This window comes from Paenibacillus sp. 2TAB23 (assembly GCF_052115165.1).
Taxonomy (GTDB): Bacteria; Bacillota; Bacilli; order Paenibacillales; family Paenibacillaceae; genus Pristimantibacillus.
Genome location: NZ_JBFRGD010000025.1, coordinates 1 through 15,943 on the forward strand (window position 1 = coordinate 1; position 15,943 = coordinate 15,943).

11 protein-coding genes and 1 pseudogene are annotated in these 15,943 nt (G+C 50.3%); 5 read left to right on the forward strand and 7 right to left on the reverse strand.

The annotated features are described in order from the left end of the window. Window positions 1-611: 611 nt before the first annotated feature. The 6 genes from AB4Z29_RS26595 to AB4Z29_RS26620 all read right to left on the reverse strand — a co-directional run bounded on the left by AB4Z29_RS26595 (window position 612) and on the right by AB4Z29_RS26620 (window position 8,020). Window positions 612-1,838, reverse strand: coding sequence for a pyridoxal-phosphate-dependent aminotransferase family protein (locus AB4Z29_RS26595; RefSeq protein ID WP_441946000.1), 1,227 nt, complete (start codon window positions 1,836-1,838; stop codon window positions 612-614). Continuing rightward, the gene (gene allC, locus AB4Z29_RS26600; protein ID WP_441946001.1) at window positions 1,835-3,121 is read right to left on the reverse strand and encodes an allantoate deiminase; all 1,287 of its coding nucleotides are present in this window, start codon (window positions 3,119-3,121) and stop codon (window positions 1,835-1,837) included. Before allC ends, AB4Z29_RS26595 begins: the two co-directional genes overlap by 4 nt. A 29-nt stretch (window positions 3,122-3,150) precedes the next feature. Then, window positions 3,151-4,521, reverse strand: a complete 1,371-nt coding sequence (gene allB, locus AB4Z29_RS26605) for an allantoinase AllB (protein ID WP_441946002.1) — start codon at window positions 4,519-4,521, stop codon at window positions 3,151-3,153. Between the two features lie 670 nt (window positions 4,522-5,191). Further along, complete coding sequence (locus AB4Z29_RS26610; RefSeq protein ID WP_441946003.1) at window positions 5,192-6,277, reverse strand: ABC transporter substrate-binding protein; 1,086 nt, start codon at window positions 6,275-6,277, stop codon at window positions 5,192-5,194. 82 nt (window positions 6,278-6,359) lie between these two features. After that, a complete protein-coding gene (locus AB4Z29_RS26615; RefSeq protein WP_441946004.1) occupies window positions 6,360-7,259 on the reverse strand; it encodes an ABC transporter permease in 900 nt (299 codons plus the stop codon). Further along, on the reverse strand, window positions 7,259-8,020 hold the full coding sequence (locus tag AB4Z29_RS26620; RefSeq protein ID WP_441946005.1) for an ABC transporter ATP-binding protein: 762 nt from the start codon (window positions 8,018-8,020) through the stop codon (window positions 7,259-7,261). Before AB4Z29_RS26620 ends, AB4Z29_RS26615 begins: the two co-directional genes overlap by 1 nt. A 219-nt stretch (window positions 8,021-8,239) precedes the next feature. On the opposite strand from AB4Z29_RS26620, the gene AB4Z29_RS26625 reads away from it, so the two are divergent. From AB4Z29_RS26625 to AB4Z29_RS26635, 3 genes and pseudogenes are all read left to right on the forward strand, one after another. Then, a complete protein-coding gene (locus AB4Z29_RS26625; RefSeq protein ID WP_441946006.1) occupies window positions 8,240-9,910 on the forward strand; it encodes a PucR family transcriptional regulator in 1,671 nt (556 codons plus the stop codon). An 840-nt stretch (window positions 9,911-10,750) separates the two neighbouring features. Then, a pseudogene (locus tag AB4Z29_RS26630) lies at window positions 10,751-10,855 on the forward strand (helix-turn-helix transcriptional regulator); the annotation flags it as partial. Window positions 10,856-11,214: 359 nt separating this feature from the next. After that, window positions 11,215-11,784 (forward strand): YdeI/OmpD-associated family protein, encoded by a 570-nt coding sequence (locus tag AB4Z29_RS26635; protein WP_441946007.1) that lies wholly within the window; start codon window positions 11,215-11,217, stop codon window positions 11,782-11,784. 893 nt (window positions 11,785-12,677) lie between these two features. Here AB4Z29_RS26635 and AB4Z29_RS26640 read toward each other — a convergent pair. After that, a complete protein-coding gene (locus tag AB4Z29_RS26640) occupies window positions 12,678-13,520 on the reverse strand; it encodes a YheC/YheD family protein (RefSeq protein ID WP_441946008.1) in 843 nt (280 codons plus the stop codon). Window positions 13,521-13,677: 157 nt separating this feature from the next. Between AB4Z29_RS26640 and AB4Z29_RS26645 the strand changes: the two genes are divergently transcribed. Together AB4Z29_RS26645 and sbnA are read left to right on the forward strand one after the other, a co-directional pair. Continuing rightward, window positions 13,678-14,901 (forward strand): hypothetical protein, encoded by a 1,224-nt coding sequence (locus AB4Z29_RS26645; protein WP_441946009.1) that lies wholly within the window; start codon window positions 13,678-13,680, stop codon window positions 14,899-14,901. 16 nt (window positions 14,902-14,917) lie between these two features. Continuing rightward, the gene (gene sbnA, locus AB4Z29_RS26650) at window positions 14,918-15,883 is read left to right on the forward strand and encodes a 2,3-diaminopropionate biosynthesis protein SbnA (RefSeq protein WP_441946010.1); all 966 of its coding nucleotides are present in this window, start codon (window positions 14,918-14,920) and stop codon (window positions 15,881-15,883) included. Window positions 15,884-15,943 lie beyond the last annotated feature (60 nt).

Below are 15,943 nucleotides of genomic sequence, written 5' to 3' on the forward strand. Positions count from 1 at the left end.
TGGTTGGTGGTTGGTGGTTGGTGGTTGGTGGTTGGTGGTTGGTGGTTGGTGGTTGGTGGTTGGTGGTTGGTGGTTGGTGGTTGGTGGTTGGTGGTTGGTGGTTGGTGGTTGGTGGTTGGTGGTTGGTGGTTGGTTACTGGTTTCTAACACTCCCCCCATCCGACCACCCTAGCTACGTTGCACTTTGTACACTCTATTCGTCGTTTAACTAACCACGCTTTTGCTACGTTGCAGTTTTTGCAATAGAAAGGCACTTTTGCAGCCCATATCTCACTCGTATGACTGTTTCTGTTGCACTTTCTGCATCGTAGTCTGGAAAATTGCCTTTTTTACGTGATTCTATTGCACTAAGTGCAATGTACAATGCTGTGATTGGTTGACTGTTGGTTGGTTGGTTGGTTGTTGGTTGTTGGTTGTTGGTTGTTGGTTGTTGGTTGTTGGTTGTTGGTTGTTGGTTGTTGGTTGGTTGGTTGGTTAGTTAGTTGGTGGATCGTCAGTCCGTTGACTAGCAAGCCAGCCCACCAGCAAACAAAGCCCGCTCATCTCTGAAAGATTGAGCAGGCTCCAACAACAACAACAACAACAACAACAACAACAGCAAAACAATTCAGCTACATCCCGTAAACGTCCATCGCCGCTTGCAGCGCTTCGCCCGCTTGCAGCGAATATCCGTGACGCAGCAATACAGCTTCGAGCGCGCCTAACGTAAGCAGCACGTTGCGCTTGCTGCAGCTGTAGCCCATTGTGCCAATGCGCCATATCTTGCCTTTCAGCGGACCAAAGGAGCTGGCGATTTCTATGCCGTAATGGTCCAGCAGCATAGAACGGACCGACTCTCCATCTACTCCAGCAGGTATCTCAACACAGGTGACGACGGTCATTTTGCAGTTTGGATCCCCATAAAGCCGAAGCCCCATCGCCTCCAATCCGGCGATCAGCGCGCCTTCATGCTCGCGGTGCCGGGCAAAACGCTCATCCAAGCCTTCTTCCATTACGAGTCGCAATCCCTCGCGCAGCGCATAGAGCATGGACGTCGCTTCCGTATGGTGGTTCAGCCTAGCAGGGCTCCAATAGTCCTGAAGCTGGCTCAGGTCTAGATAGTTACTCTGGATCGGACGCAGCAGCGGATCATCCTCGCCATCCGCGAGCAGCAGCCCCCTCTCAATTCGCTTGCGGCTTTGCAGCTTCGCCTCTGCCCTTTTGTTGTACGTAATGGGTGCCATGCCGGCCGGCACGGACAAGCATTTTTGCGTGCCGCCAATTACGGCATCAATAAGCAGCTGGTCCGTAGCCACTTCAACGCCGCCTATTGTAGCAACTGCATCAACAACAAACAGCGCATCCGTTTCCCTGCATGCCTGCCCTATCCCAGCTAACGGCTGCATACGTCCAGTCGAAGTCTCCCCATGGACAAGAGCCACGAGCTTCGGCTGATGCTTCCTTATCGCGCTGACGATTTCTTCCTCAGCGAACACGGTGCCCCATTCCGTTTCCAACTTTACGACTTCGGCACCGCAGCGCCCGGCGATTTCCGTCAGCAAATGCCCGAACCTCCCGTAAATGGGCACAAGCACCTTGTCACCGGGTTCAATGAGTCCGACAAGCACAGCCTCGATGCCCGACCTCGACGTTCCGTCTACCGGGAAAGCCCATTCATTCTCCGTCTTGAAGAGCAACCGCAGCATACTCATCGTCTCATTCATCAAAGCCGTAAACTCCGGATCAAATTGTCCGAGTATCGGGTAGGACATCGCTCGCAGCACGCGCGGATCGACCTCGACCGGGCCGGGCGTCATGATCGTACGCGGCGATGGCGCCAAATCTTTATACACCTTCATAGCTCTTCCCCCTCATAGCCTAATCGATAGAGCAGCTCCGTCAAGACGAGCACGCCGACCGCGAGCTCGCTCGGCTCCGTATATTCCTCCGGCGAATGCGAGATTCCCCGTCTGCTCGGCACGAACAGCATGGCCGTCGGGCAAATATGCTCGAACATCTGCGCATCATGCCCAGCCCCGCTGATCATCCGCTTCGAGGAAATCGACAGCTCGCCGCACACAGCATCCAATTGCTGCTTCAGCCGTTCATTCATCGGCACCGGTTCCTCGCGAAACCATTCCGTGCCATGCAGCTCAAGCTGCCTGTCAGCTGCAATAGATGCAAATTCCCCAAGCACCCAGCGGCAAAAGCGATCAAGCGCCGCCTCGTCAGCATGACGTGCGTCTACCGTAAATATAACCTTGCCCGGTACGACGTTCGGCACATTCGGCTGTACCTGCAGCCTGCCAACCGTCGCCACGAGCGGGGAGCCTATACGAATGGTCTCTTGGCGCAGCGTCTGAATCATCATGCTGACGCCCTCCAACGCATCTCTGCGCATATGCATCGGCGTCGTTCCCGCATGGTTGGATTCACCGACTACCTCGAACTTTAACCTCCGCTGACCCGCAATCGTATCTACTACCCCGATTGCAATGCCTTCCTTCTCAAGCACTGCCCCTTGCTCGATGTGAACCTCAATAAAGGCACCRATATCATGGCGGCGACTGTCTCTTGCCGCCCCCTCACCAAAGCCGCACCGCTGCATGGCATCCGCGAAAAACACTTCATAAGAATCCTGCAGATGAACAATTTGCTCAAAATTCCGTTTGCCAACTATGCTCCCGGAGCCCCAGTAAGCCATGGGAAATCGGCTGCCTTCCTCCTCGCACAGAGAGACTAGCTCCAGCGTCCTCTTCGGCTTTCCGTAGTGCTTATGCAAGTAATCAAGCGCAATCAGGCCCGCTGCAATACCGTAAGCTCCGTCATACATACCGCCTTGCACAACGGTATCGATATGCGAGCCTGTTATAATAGAAGGCGCATCCCTATCCTCGCCTTGTAATTTTCCGAATAAGTTGCCTACGTTATCAAATGAAGTCGACAAGCCGTAGCTTGCCATTTTGACCGCTAATGCCTGCTGTGTCTCCAGCCAGCCGTCTGTATAAAGCAGCCGCGTAATGCCGCCTTCTTCATCCGGACTGAACGCTGCCAACCAGTTCAGCACCTGCATAACCTCTGCTTCAAAATAGGACAGCATCCGTTCCTTATCTTGCAGTGAGAGACGTACATTTCGCTCCATAGCTGCTCCCCCTATCTCTCCTGCCGGATCTAATTAACCCATTGTCCACGCATCATTTCACTTAATCCAGCATTCTCGCCATATACCGCTTGCCCCCGCAGGTAAGTCGCCTTGACTCGGCAATGCAGCTCTTTGCCCAGGTAGGGACTGTGTTTATGCTTTTGATACAAATGACTCTCTTCCAATACATATGTCTGTTTCAAATCAAGCAAGACAAGGTCCGCGTCTAAGCCAATTCTGATCTCGCCCTTCGTGTCCTGAAGTCCAAACCTCCTTGCCGGCCCTCCTGAAAGCAGGTCGGTTAGCAACGTGAGCGGAAGACCCMTTTTCACATATCCCTCTCCAACTATGAGTTCTACGGAGCTTTGGGCCCCCGCAATGCCTCCCCAAGCATCGAAGAAGTTGTCAGCCTCCTTCATTGAGACCGGGCAAGGCGAATGGTCTGACGAAATCATATCAAACTGGCCTTTTCCGATGGCATCCCACAGTCTCCCCCGCTCAGCAGCATCGCGCAGCGGCGGCGAGCATTTGGCAACCGCTCCCTTCGTTTCTAAATCCGCCGTTGTCAAAACCAAATAGTGCGGGCAGGTTTCCACCGTTACATCCAACCCTCTCTCACGCGCCTGCAAAATGGAACGAACGCCTGCCTCACTGCTGATATGCACGAAATGCAATGCGCACCCGGTCTGCTCCGCATAGAAAAGCGCACGGTTGATCGCCTCCAGCTCGGCTACGATTGGCCTTGAAGCGACATAATCGCTTGGCGACAATCGTCCCGCTTCTCTCATATCCCGGCCAAGCTTCGACACAATCGGCTCGCTTTCCGCATGAAGTGCAAGCACTTTGCCCACGCTTGCAATGATTTTCATGCCCTCAAGCAGCGTGTAATCATCCACTTCGCGGAAGGCATCCTCGCTCGGATCGCCTGGCGATGACATAAACGCTTTGAAACCGACGACTCCCGCTTCATGCAGCGGAATAAGCTCCTGCAGCTTTCCAGGGACAAGCCCGCCCCAAATGGCATAATCCACATAAGATCGGTCCTTGGCAGATGCAAGCTTCTGCTGCATGGCGCTTACCGTAACCGTAGGAGGAATGCCGTTAAGCGGCATATCGATATAAGTCGTGCAGCCGCCAGCAGCCAGGGCAGCCGAGCCCGTCACGAAGCCTTCCCATTCGCCTAAGCCGGGTTCATTCAAATGAACATGAACGTCGATCATGCCCGCCATGACGGTGAGGCCCGAGGCATCAAGCGTTTCTTCTGCAAGCTCGCCGTTCAACCCTTCTCCAAGCTGAATAATTTTCCCGTTTTTGATGCCGATATCTAGTATCCTCACTTCGTTCTTCAACACAACGCTGCCGTTTTTTATGATCAAGTCAAGCTTTTCATTTCCCGTCATTCCACTCTCCGCCTTTCATGGTGCAATCATGGTTCCTGCATGCAGTACGCGCTCGGCCTCTGTTGAAGCTTATGAGCAACTATCATCAAATAGTGAAGCTGCCGTTACTTTTTTTGTCAACCAGCCTTGTACACTTATAGTGAATGCAACCTCATAACCCATGAGCGTTATCACCGCTCACGAGCAATGAGCTTATTGCCACTTTAACGGTCAAGCTTCCAGTTCAAGCAAACAAACAAGATAGGCCGCAGACAACGAGGTCCGCGGCCCGATTTGTTAGCCTAAGATCGCAAGCCGTTAACGAACGGCCTGCGCCCCGCTTACCGATTACATTAACGATTTCAGCTCAGTCACGATCAAACTTACATCTACCAGTTCAGTCACGATCAGACCTGCACTTCCTATTTCAACTCGGTCAAGATCAGACTTACGTTTACTATCTCGGCTCTATCACGTTCAGACTTTCTTCCATTAGCAAGCAGTCACGATCAGGCTTAGATTTACTTTCTCAGCTCTATCACGTTCTGACTTTCTTCCATTAGCAAAGCAGTCACGATCATACTTCACTTACAATTTCGTCTAGTTCACGATCAGACTTACATCTACTTGTTCAGTCACGTTCAGGCTTACGCTTACCATCTCGGCTCTATCACGTTCAGACTTGCACTTCCTATTTCAACTCAGTCACGATCAGGCTTGCGTCTACTTCCTTCAGCAAACTGAAGTCATGGTAGGAAGCAGGAGCCGGAATCGATTTGATGTTGCCTACCGACTTCAAGTACTCGCCGACAGCGGGTCCGTTGCTTCCGTTCACGTAAGTGTCGCCCACTTCCATGGCATACACGTTGCGGGACATGATTTGCGTCAATTCCTCCACCGTCAGATGCAGCTCGGGAGCAAGGGTCTTGATTGCTTCCTCACGGTTGTCATTAATGTAATCCGTCGCTTTTTTCAAAGCGCGCAAAACTGCTTTCAAAGTGTTCGGGTTTTTAGCAAGGAAATCATCGGAGACCTGGATCGTCGTATGCACGCTCATCCAGTTCACGTCGCCTTGCTTGTCAGGCAATTCGCTTTTTGTTCCGCTAAAGAGGAATTTGCCGCCGCCTTGGATCGCTTTCGTAATGAACGGCTCCCAAGCAGCCAATGCGTCGATGTCGCCTTTTTCCAAAGCAACTACCGCGTCACTCGGAGCCAGGTTGACATATTTGATTTTGCTAGCGTCTACACCAAGCTCTTTGGCCATGTTATTGATCGCAATCGTAACGTCGGCGCCGCTAGGAATTCCGATCGTTTTGCCTTCTAGATCCTTCGCGCTCTTCAGCTCTAGCTTGCTTGAACCGACAACCGCTTGTGTACCGGCGATTTGAGCAAGCGGGGCAATGATTTTGACCGGAATATCCGTGGATTTAAGAATAATATCCATAAAGTTCGTTTGAATGCTTACCGGCGCGCTGCCTCCAGCAACCATGGGTCCAATGTCGGGTCCGCTTTCGATGAGCTGGCTCGTTACGTTAAGCCCTTCTTCCTTAAAATAGCCCAGCTTGTCGGCAATGATCTGCTGCGAAGATATTTGAGCGTCACGAACGCCAACCAATGTAAGATCGACCATTTCAAGCTCTGTGGAGGCTGGCGCATTCGATGCCGCTCCTTCATTCACGGCTGCAGGCGCATTGTTGTTGCCGCCGCAGGCAGCGAGCACAAAGGTTAACGACGTAAGTACAATTGCAGATTTGAACCAATTTCCGGACTTCTTCATAGGTATTCCCTCCACTATTCTCTTTGTAGTTTAGTGCATCATGCCGTTTCCCTCGTCATCCGCCAGCCTCGCACAGTCAGTGTTACTTCTCGATGGCATCTCGAAGTCCGCCTTTGCGCCAAGACATGACCCTCCTCTCAACAAGCTTCAACAGGTAGGAGAACAAGCTATATTCCAAGCCGATCAGAATGATGGCTATGAACATATTCGATATCTTAAAATAATTCCGGGCATCCACGATGATATAGCCTAGTCCCGATTTGGCACCCATCATTTCCGAGACGATAAGGGCCGAGAAAGACAAGCCCAGACTAACTTGCGCACCTACGAGAAAATTCGGGATGGCCGACGGCAGCATGACTCTCGTAAAAATCTGCCGCTCCGACGCTCCCAGGCTAAGCGCCGAACGAATGAGTGTTGACGGCACAGACTTGAAGCCGTCCAGCGTGTAAACCAATACCGGAATGAATGTCGTCCACGCGATAAGCAGCACCTTCGGAAACTCTCCGATCCCGAACCAGATAATGAACAAAGGCAAAAGCGCCAGCGTCGGGATTGGACCGACAAGATTCAAAATCGGGGAAAACCAACGCTCGACCGTCTTGAACTTGCTCATGATGACGCCAAGCAATACAGCAGCCGCACTTCCGATAACAAAACCAAGCGCAATCCGGATCGTACTGGAGATCAAGCTGTCCGTAATAATGCCTGTCTTCGCCAGCTCCCAGCCCTCGGACACCAAGAGCGACGGCGCGGGCAGGAAGTTTGGATTAAAAAACTTAGCCGTTTCGTTAACCTGCGAGAATACCTCCCAGAAAACGAAGAATAGGATGGACGGGAGTATGTTGTATTTCTGAAAAAAACGGCTAATGGCAGATGGCTGCTTGCCTCGCGCCTGCTTACCCACAACCGGTGTTGACGTTATCGAAGAAACACCACCAGCGCCCGCTTCCTTTACGGCAGATAATTTCGCACCGTTCATTACGACCCCACCTTTGCCTGCGCTAGCTCCAGATGCTCTTCATCCATGAGCACGCGCTCGATGCGGCTCATCATTTCGCCAAAGCCCGCAGAATGCGAGGAGCGTGGATGCTTAATGCCAACATCGAAGATCTCTGCGATCTCGCCATGTTTCATGACTACAACGCGGTCAGCGAGGTAGACTGCTTCGCTAATGCTGTGCGTAACGAACAGAATTGTCGGTTTAAGCTGGCTGCATATTTTCTGAAGCTCCATCCGCATCGACTCCCTTGTCAGCACGTCCAGTGCGCCGAACGGCTCATCCATGAGGAGGATGTCGGGTTTGCTTGCAAGCGCCCTCGCGATACCAACCCGCTGCTTCATCCCGCCGGACAGTTCGCCAGGATAATGGTTCGCATACTGCTCCAGACCGACCAGCTTCAGAAACTCCATTGCCGTCTCCTTCGCCTTTACCTTCGGCATCTTCTGCACCTCTGGTCCGAAAGCGATGTTGTCCTTGATCGTCATCCACGGGAAAAGTGCATGATCCTGAAACACCATCCCTCTTGATTTGGATGGCCCTTTAATCTCTTCTCCGTCTACCGTTATGGAGCCGTTATCCGGAAGAAGGTAACCTGCAATCATATTTAACAGCGTCGATTTGCCGCATCCGCTATGGCCAAGTATGCATATAAACTCGTGTGATTCCACCGTAAGATCTACGTTTTTCAGTATCGTTCTTGTGCCGAAACTCTTCCCTACTTGATTCACAACCAATTTCATTTCCCCAACCCCAATCCATTTTGTTGTTAGCTTTCATTACATGTATCGGTGATGTATAGCTACATCATAAACGGATATCTTCCTCTTGTCATTGTGCATCATAGCTAAAAATATCCTGAATCCATTGAATATCCTAAACAAACATACATTTACACCCTACGGCATAGGTGATATATTGATGTTATAAAAACTAACATATAATTTACAGGTGGTGCTGTCATGCTTCTGAAAGAGCTTATTTCTCTCCCTATTTATGCGAATGCGAAGGTGGTTGCCGGACATGAGGGCATGACAAACAGCGTCCAATCGGTCAACATCATGGACGCTCCTGATATTATTCATTATTTGAAGCCGCAGGAGCTGCTGCTTACAACCGGATATGCGATGAAGGATCAGCCCGAGGCCCTTTTGTCACTCGTAACCAATATGGCCAAGGTCGGCTGTGCCGGACTTGCCATTAAAACCAAACGTTTTCTTCAAGAGGTTCCTGAGGATGTGCTGCAATGCGCGGAGCGGCTGCAGTTCCCGATTATCGAGCTTTCTCTGGAGCAGTCATTGGGTGATATATCCAACTACTCGCTTAGTCATATTTTGGAGAAACGTACCGATGAGCTGCATTACGCATTAACGACACATAAGCAATTCTCGCAAATGATCATGCAAGGCAAAAGCACGGAAGACGTGATCGAGGAACTATCCCTTCTAATCAACTCACCCGTTATGCTTATGAATTCACATGGTGGACTGCTGTTTCACTCAAGCTCCATGACCGAAGAGCTCTACCATGGGCTGTTAGCCGAACTGCAAGCAGAGTTAACATCCCCTGCGCTGCACAGCTCCTTCAGAATTGCGCTTCCTACACCGACTTTTAAAGGAACGCTCTATTCGAGCGCCGAATTGCATCCGATTGCCACCTTCCAACTTGAAGGCTTTTTAATTGCGCTAACCAGCGATATCAGCAAACATTTCAGCAATTTAACGAAGCATGCTATGGAGCAGGCCACCAACGTCATCGGACTTGAGCTTATGAAGAAGCAAGCCGTCAAGGAGCGTTCACGGCGCTACAAAAACGAGTTTTTCTCCGACTTTGTGGATGGATTAATTACATCGGAGCAAGAGCTTATTCACCGCAGCAAAAACTACGATCTGCTTGGCCACCCCGTCTACATAAGCGTGGTTGCCAAGCGCGATACTTCGTTCGACCCCGTACGTCCAGCTAGTGCGCTGGAGACCGACGGCCGATTCATCTCGGAGCGCGATCGCCATTACAATCTGCTGAAAAGCGAATTCTCGAAGCTGGATCTCCGGTTCGTTCTCTTCACCAAAAACGAATATTTCTGTTTTCTCGTAGCCTTGCATGCGAGCCAAGATGTTACAACCGGCAAAGAAAACAAGTTTATCGAGCAATTGAAGAAAATGGTCAGCAGCCTAAGCGAGCTTCACGGCATTCCGATTTCCATGGGCATCGGCAATCCCGTCTTGCAGCTCCCCCATATCCCCTTGTCCTACAAGGAAGCTATAGAAGCACTTCAATCGGGCTACGACGCTAGGAAGAAACAATTCGTGCAGCCTTACCACGCCAAAAATTTCAATAATCTGCTCCGGTTAATACCCAAGGAAGAGCTTAAAGAATATTACGAGGAAACGTTCAAGGACCTACTGAGCATTGAGGGGAAGGAGCGCAGTGATTTACTCAAGACGCTTAGCACCTTCTACAATACACATTGCCAGCTTGCAGAGACTGCGAAGCAGCTGTTCGTCCACCGCAACACAGTCACATACCGATTGGACAAATGTGAGAGGCTCACCGGCCGCGATCTCCGCGATCCCGTCGAAAGCCTCCGCTTCCGCACCGCCTTCTCCATGGAGTCGCTTTTCCTGGCAGATTAATCGCCAATCATCGCTGTAAGAATGACCACTGTAAGCACGCATACGTGCTTACAGCAGATTAACCGAGGTTACTTCGCTGCTGTAAGAGCATATTTGTGCTCACAGCCTCCTTTCGCACTCGCGCATACACCGAATGATCGCTGTATGCACGCATATGTGCTTACAGCAAACTAACCGAGGTTACTCCCCTGCTGTTAGAGCGTATTTGTTCTTACAGCCTCCTATCGCACTCGCGCATACACCGAATGATCGCCGTAAGCACATCTGGGTGCTTACAGCACACAAAAGCCAGTTACTCCGCTGCTGTAAGAGCATATTTGTGCTCACAGCCTCCTTTCGCACTCGCGCATACACCGAATGATCACTGTAAGCACGCCTGGGTGCTTACAACAATCTAACCGAGGTTACTCCCCTGCTGTTAGAGCACATTTGTACTTACAGCCTCCTTTTGCACTCGCACATACACCGAATGATCGCTGTAAGCACGCCTGGGTGCTTACAGCAAACTAACCGAGGTTACTCCAGCTGTAAGAGCATATTTGATCTTACAACCTCCTTTCGCACTCCCTCATACACCGAATGATCGCTGTAAGTACGCCTGTGTGCTTACAACACACTAAACGAGGTTACTCATCTGCTGTTAGAGCACATTTGTTCTTACACCCTCCTTTCGCAGCCGTTCAAACGTAGCATGAAACCAGACAGCATAATCGTATTCAGTATCCGCAAAATAGCCCACATCCACAAAAAAGAAGATAGTTAATCCCCACATTAGCGGACAATATTTTGTGATATAATAATGCCCAGAAATATGAAATGAAATGACGGGTAGGGACACATTTGAAACTGGAACACTTGATCTCAATGATCTATAGGCTGCTTAAACACGAAGATTTGTCTGCCTCCACGCTGGCTGAAGAGTTCCAAGTTCCTCAAAAAACGATCCTTATTCTATGGTAATTACATTTCAATCCCAAAAACAAAAGCAGCCTCGCTCTCTTGAGGTAACTGGGCCTAATCTCCATTGCAAAGTTAGCCATTCTGCATCCCCTTACATATCTACTTCTACGATAAAGACAGCAAAGACAACTTTTTAAGATGACAGATACATATTAACTTTTTAACAGTTCGAACATTTTTCAAGGTAGTTTTGTCGCCATTTTATACTAGAAATAAGCCGATTTTGCTATCATGAAGGTATGTATCATTATATCCTTGTGCTCATCACATGACATAAACTAGACTCGCAAGCTCTATAATGTATCTAATTACTCTCCATACTTTGAAAGGAGCACTTTTCGTCTATGGGAATTGAAAATTTAATTACAGTAAGAGCGAGAGAAGATTTGAGGGGTTGGCTGCAGGAGAATGGCAAGACCGAAAAATTTTGCTGGGTCGTTGTTAGCATGACACCAAACCCGGATTTGCTGCTCTATTTGGACGCTGTGGAAGAATCATTATGTTTTGGATGGATCGACGGCGTTAAAAAGAAGGTATCCGAAACCGAGCTCGCACAAAGACTGTCTCCTCGAAGTAAAAGAAGTTCTTGGACAGAATTGAATAAAGAACGTGTACGCCGACTCGAAAAGTTGGGTCTAATGAGCGATGAAGGAAGAAAGGTGCTTCCTGATATGGACCTCGATTCTTTTAAAATAGATCGTGTTATCGAACAACGGCTAAAAGAGGAAAGACTTGTATACGAGAATTTTTTGGCGTTTCCAGCTCTTTATAAAAGAATTCGGATCGACACGATACAAAGCTATAAAAATCAGCCCGAGTTATTCGAGAGTCGATTAAACAAATTTATTGCAAATACGAAAGAAAATAAAATGTACGGTCAATGGCATGATAATGGACGCCTTCTAGATTATTAAGATGCACTTCCCGTTCCGTAAGCACACCTGCGTGCTTATAGAACACTAACTAAAGCTATTCCACTGCTGCAAGAACCTATCGGTGCTTACAGCCTCGTTTTGAGTCCTCCCAACCGCCGAATGATCGCTGTAAGTACACCTGTGTGCTTATAGACCAGTAACCGAGGTTACTTCCCTGCTGTAAGAACCTATTTGCGCTTACAGCTCCCTTTTGAGCCCTCCCAACCGCCGAATGATCGCTGTAAGCACACCTGTGTGCTTATAGACCAGTAACCAAGGTTACTCCCCTGCTGCAAGAACCTATTTGCGCTTACAGCCCCCTTTCGAGCTCACACTAACGCCGAATGATCGCTGTAAGCGCACCCGTGTGCTTACAGACTACTAATCAAGGTTACTCCCCTGCTGCAAGAACCTATTTGCGCTTACAGCTCCCTTTTGAGCCTCCCAACCGCCGAATGATCGCTGTAAGTACACCTGTGTGCTTATAGACCAGTAACCGAGGTTACTTCCCTGCTGTAAGAACCTATTTGCGCTTACAGCTCCCTTTTGAGCCCGCCCAACCGCCGAATGATCACTGTAAGCACACCTGCGTGCTTACAGACCACTAACCAAGGTTACTCCCCTGCTGTAAGAACCTATTTGCGCTTACAGCCTCCTTTCAAGCCTGCCAACCGCCGAATGGTCACTATAAGCGCACCCGTGTGCTTACAGAACGCTAACCAAGGTTAATCCTCTGCTGTAAGAACCTATTTGCGCTTACAACCTCCTTTCGAGCCTACCCAAACGCGGAATTCACTTACAGCCTCTATTCGAGCTCAATCACACGCCGCCGAATGGTCGCCGCAAGCACTCCTGTTCTCCCCTACTCACGCCTACTCACGCCATTACACACCCTATCGCTTTCCACGCTTTGCTTTCTTGCATTGTAGGCGATAGGTTTTGCCGTAAGCCTTGGCATAGCGAACGATCTTACGCAGCATAGACTGATCCTCCAGCAGCGTGAACGGACACGGATCAGGTACCGTATTCACCTCCAAAATCCACGGCTTCAGCTGGCGATCAATCGCAAGATCGAGCCCCAGCTCTTTAATACCTGGATATGCCCCATGAAGCCGCTTGGCTACTCTTATCGCAAGTTTATCCATCCCTTCGAGCATCCCGCTCCGCAAAGCCTTGCTGGCAAAGGGCTTTAGCAAATATGCGGTCGGATATATCGTGCCACCTTGACTTCCGTTCGTAACGATCTTGCGAGGATGAGCCACTCGCCCGAGCGTCCCCGTAGCCTCCCACACCCCTCGAGGCGACCGCTGCATAACAAGCCTGATATCAAATGGCCTTCCGCCATGCTTAAGCATACGAATGCCTTTTTGCACCAGATATCCTTGTCGCTTAGTCACTTCCAGAATTGACCGATAAAATGCAGCATAAGTGCTGAAGGTCCGTCGCGTCTCTCCGAGCTGGTATACATACCTCGGTCCAACACGGCCTCCCCCACTTCCCGACTTCAGCTCAGCCCGCATGACGCCGTTCCCCTGCGATCCCCGTATCGGCTTAACGTACACCATTCGCCACTTTCGCAGCATCTCATCCAAAGATTTCTCAGTCATCACTTTCGTCTGCGGCAAATGCCGCGCAAGGCCAACGTCTCCGCGCAGCACCTCCGATTTCGCCCATTTGTCCGCCACACGGCGGCTTCCCTTCCTTCCGAGCGCACGCTCTCCAGGCTTTTGTTCCACCTCGTCCCTCCGTTCATCTATTCACTCTTATTAACATACGAACCCACTTCTAAATGGATATAGGCGTCTGTCGTCATAAGTCGAACCTGCACGCGGATGCGACATATGCTTTAGTAATCGACCAACCTAGATGCATGTCCCTGAGGAGGAATACCCCATGCCGCCCATCTATCCGCTGGAAAAGCTAGTTGAAAGCACCTGCCGCTACCACCCTTGGTACCGCAGCCTGCTTGCACGGCATCCGCTTCAAATACAGCTTCAAGAGAATCAGCTAACCGAGCTGCCGCTCATGACCGCCGATGTGCTTAACCACCATTATTTCACCTCTGCAGCTAGGCCCGAGCCGGAGCTGTCCGTCTATAAAACCTCAGGCACTTCATCCGGCATTCGAAAAGCGATTTATTATTCCAAAGAGGATGACGAAGGATATATCACAGCAAAAATGGTCTCTTACCGCGAGTGGCTCAAAAATCCAGCCATCGTTCACAAAGCATTAGCCGACATGGGTACCGGGCATGCCGCAAGCACCGCGCTTGCCATCTTCAGCCGACTCGGCTGGCAGGCAGCATCCCTGTCCTTCGAGCTGCCGATCGAAGCGCATATCGCCAAGCTTAAACAATTCCAGCCTGATCTACTCTACACAATGCCATCCATCCTTGATGCCATCGCGGCTGAAGCAGGCGACCCTCGGCTGTTCGGCATTCAGAAAATCATTCTTGTCGGCGAAATCGCCCCCATCGAATGGCAAGCACATATTGCCGCGCGATTCGGAATCGAGCCTACTGATATTTTAGATACTTACGGCTCTATCGAGATCGGCGCAATCGCTTCTTATTCCCATGAGCTCGGGCTATATATCATCGATGAAACCCTATGCGCCGAGGCACTGCCTGCCGAACAAATTGACGATCGATTCGAGCCGCTCCAAGGAAATGAAGCCGTCCTTGTGCTCACCTCCTATATACGGTCCATGTTTCCAGCCATCCGATACGTGACTTATGATGTCGTCCGTGATTTTCAAACCGCCACCATTAACGGAAAACCTCGCCAAGCCTTCAGCTGCATTTCAAAACGGATTGGGCCTGAATTGAAGCACGGTGAAAAAATCAGCCTTTATGATATCGAGAGCGTCGTGCATCAATTCGTTCACGATGCCGAGCTTCGCGTGAAGCTCGTGCACAACCAGCTCTCCATCCATATACGAAGCCATTCATTGAAAGAGGAGATGCTCGCTCACATTCAGCATGCTATCGAGCATAAAATTAGTGAAATCGGACAAATGATTCAGAACCGAATCCTTGCAGGCATCACTGTCACCCGCGCGGCAGAAAACGAGCAGCTTGAACGAGGGACAGTCAAATCCAAAAAGCTATATTTCTAAAAAGGGGGCTGTCTCCATGAAGAAAAGCATGTTGTCGATCATTGGAAATACACCGATCGTCCAGCTCTCAAAGCTGTTCGCGAGCGATCGCGGCATACAAGTATTTGCCAAGCTTGAACTGCTGAATCCAAGCGGCAGCGCAAAGGATCGCCCCGCCGCACGCATACTCGACAAGGCGTGGAACGAAGGATTAATTGGCCCCGGCTCTGTCATTATTGAGTCCAGCTCAGGCAATATGGCCATTAGCCTCGCTGCCCTGTGCTCCTATCTCGGCATGCGATTCATCAGCGTTATCGATCTTAAGACAACGCAGCAGAACATTCGAATTATGCGTACCTACGGCGCCGAAATTGAGCTGGTTACGGAAGCCGATCAAGGTACAGGCGAATTTCTGCCGGCAAGGCTATCTCGGGTGCAGCAGCTCCTCGCGGCTAATCCCGGCAGCTTTTGGCCTAATCAATATGCGAATAAGAACAACTATTTAGCCCATTATGAAGGTACGATGCGAGAGGTTATCGAAGAGCTGGGCCATGTCGATTACATAGTCGGCGGGGTGAGCACCTGCGGCACTATGCGGGGATGCGCCCAATATATCCAAGATCACAACCTCCCAACCAAGGTGGTTGCCGTCGATGCTGCGGGGAGCGTTATATTAGGCGGCGCGAATAGTGTCCGCAGATTCCCCGGCCTCGGAGCAGGAATTATTCCGCCTTTTGCCCAAACAAGTTTCATGGATCGCGCCATAAAGGTTGCAGACCAAGACATGGTTGCTGGCTGCAGACTGCTCGTTATGAAGGAATCCATTCTAGCCGGCCCTTCTACTGGCGCTGTTATTCATGCCTTAAAGTCAATCGAGCATGAATTGCCCGATAATGCCATATGCGTAGTTATTATTCACGATCGCGGCGAGCGCTACATGGATACCGTATACAACCCGGAGTGGGTGGAGCAGCAATTCGGAGAGTCAATGCCTTGCGAATGAATGCTCCGACAACATCACTTATATCTTATAGATCAACACTTAATATACGCCGTACCATAA

What these genes read in the sequence shown, in the direction of transcription:
- AB4Z29_RS26595 (WP_441946000.1), bottom strand. Translation starts at nt 1,838, where the DNA reads ATGAAGGTGTATAAAGATTTGGCGCCATCGCCGCGTACGATCATGACG.
- AB4Z29_RS26610 (WP_441946003.1), bottom strand. Translation starts at nt 6,277, where the DNA reads ATGAAGAAGTCCGGAAATTGGTTCAAATCTGCAATTGTACTTACGTCG.
- AB4Z29_RS26615 (WP_441946004.1), bottom strand. Translation starts at nt 7,259, where the DNA reads ATGAACGGTGCGAAATTATCTGCCGTAAAGGAAGCGGGCGCTGGTGGT.
- AB4Z29_RS26620 (WP_441946005.1), bottom strand. Translation starts at nt 8,020, where the DNA reads ATGAAATTGGTTGTGAATCAAGTAGGGAAGAGTTTCGGCACAAGAACG.
- AB4Z29_RS26625 (WP_441946006.1), top strand. Translation starts at nt 8,240, where the DNA reads ATGCTTCTGAAAGAGCTTATTTCTCTCCCTATTTATGCGAATGCGAAG.
- AB4Z29_RS26635 (WP_441946007.1), top strand. Translation starts at nt 11,215, where the DNA reads ATGGGAATTGAAAATTTAATTACAGTAAGAGCGAGAGAAGATTTGAGG.
- AB4Z29_RS26645 (WP_441946009.1), top strand. Translation starts at nt 13,678, where the DNA reads ATGCCGCCCATCTATCCGCTGGAAAAGCTAGTTGAAAGCACCTGCCGC.
- sbnA (WP_441946010.1), top strand. Translation starts at nt 14,918, where the DNA reads ATGAAGAAAAGCATGTTGTCGATCATTGGAAATACACCGATCGTCCAG.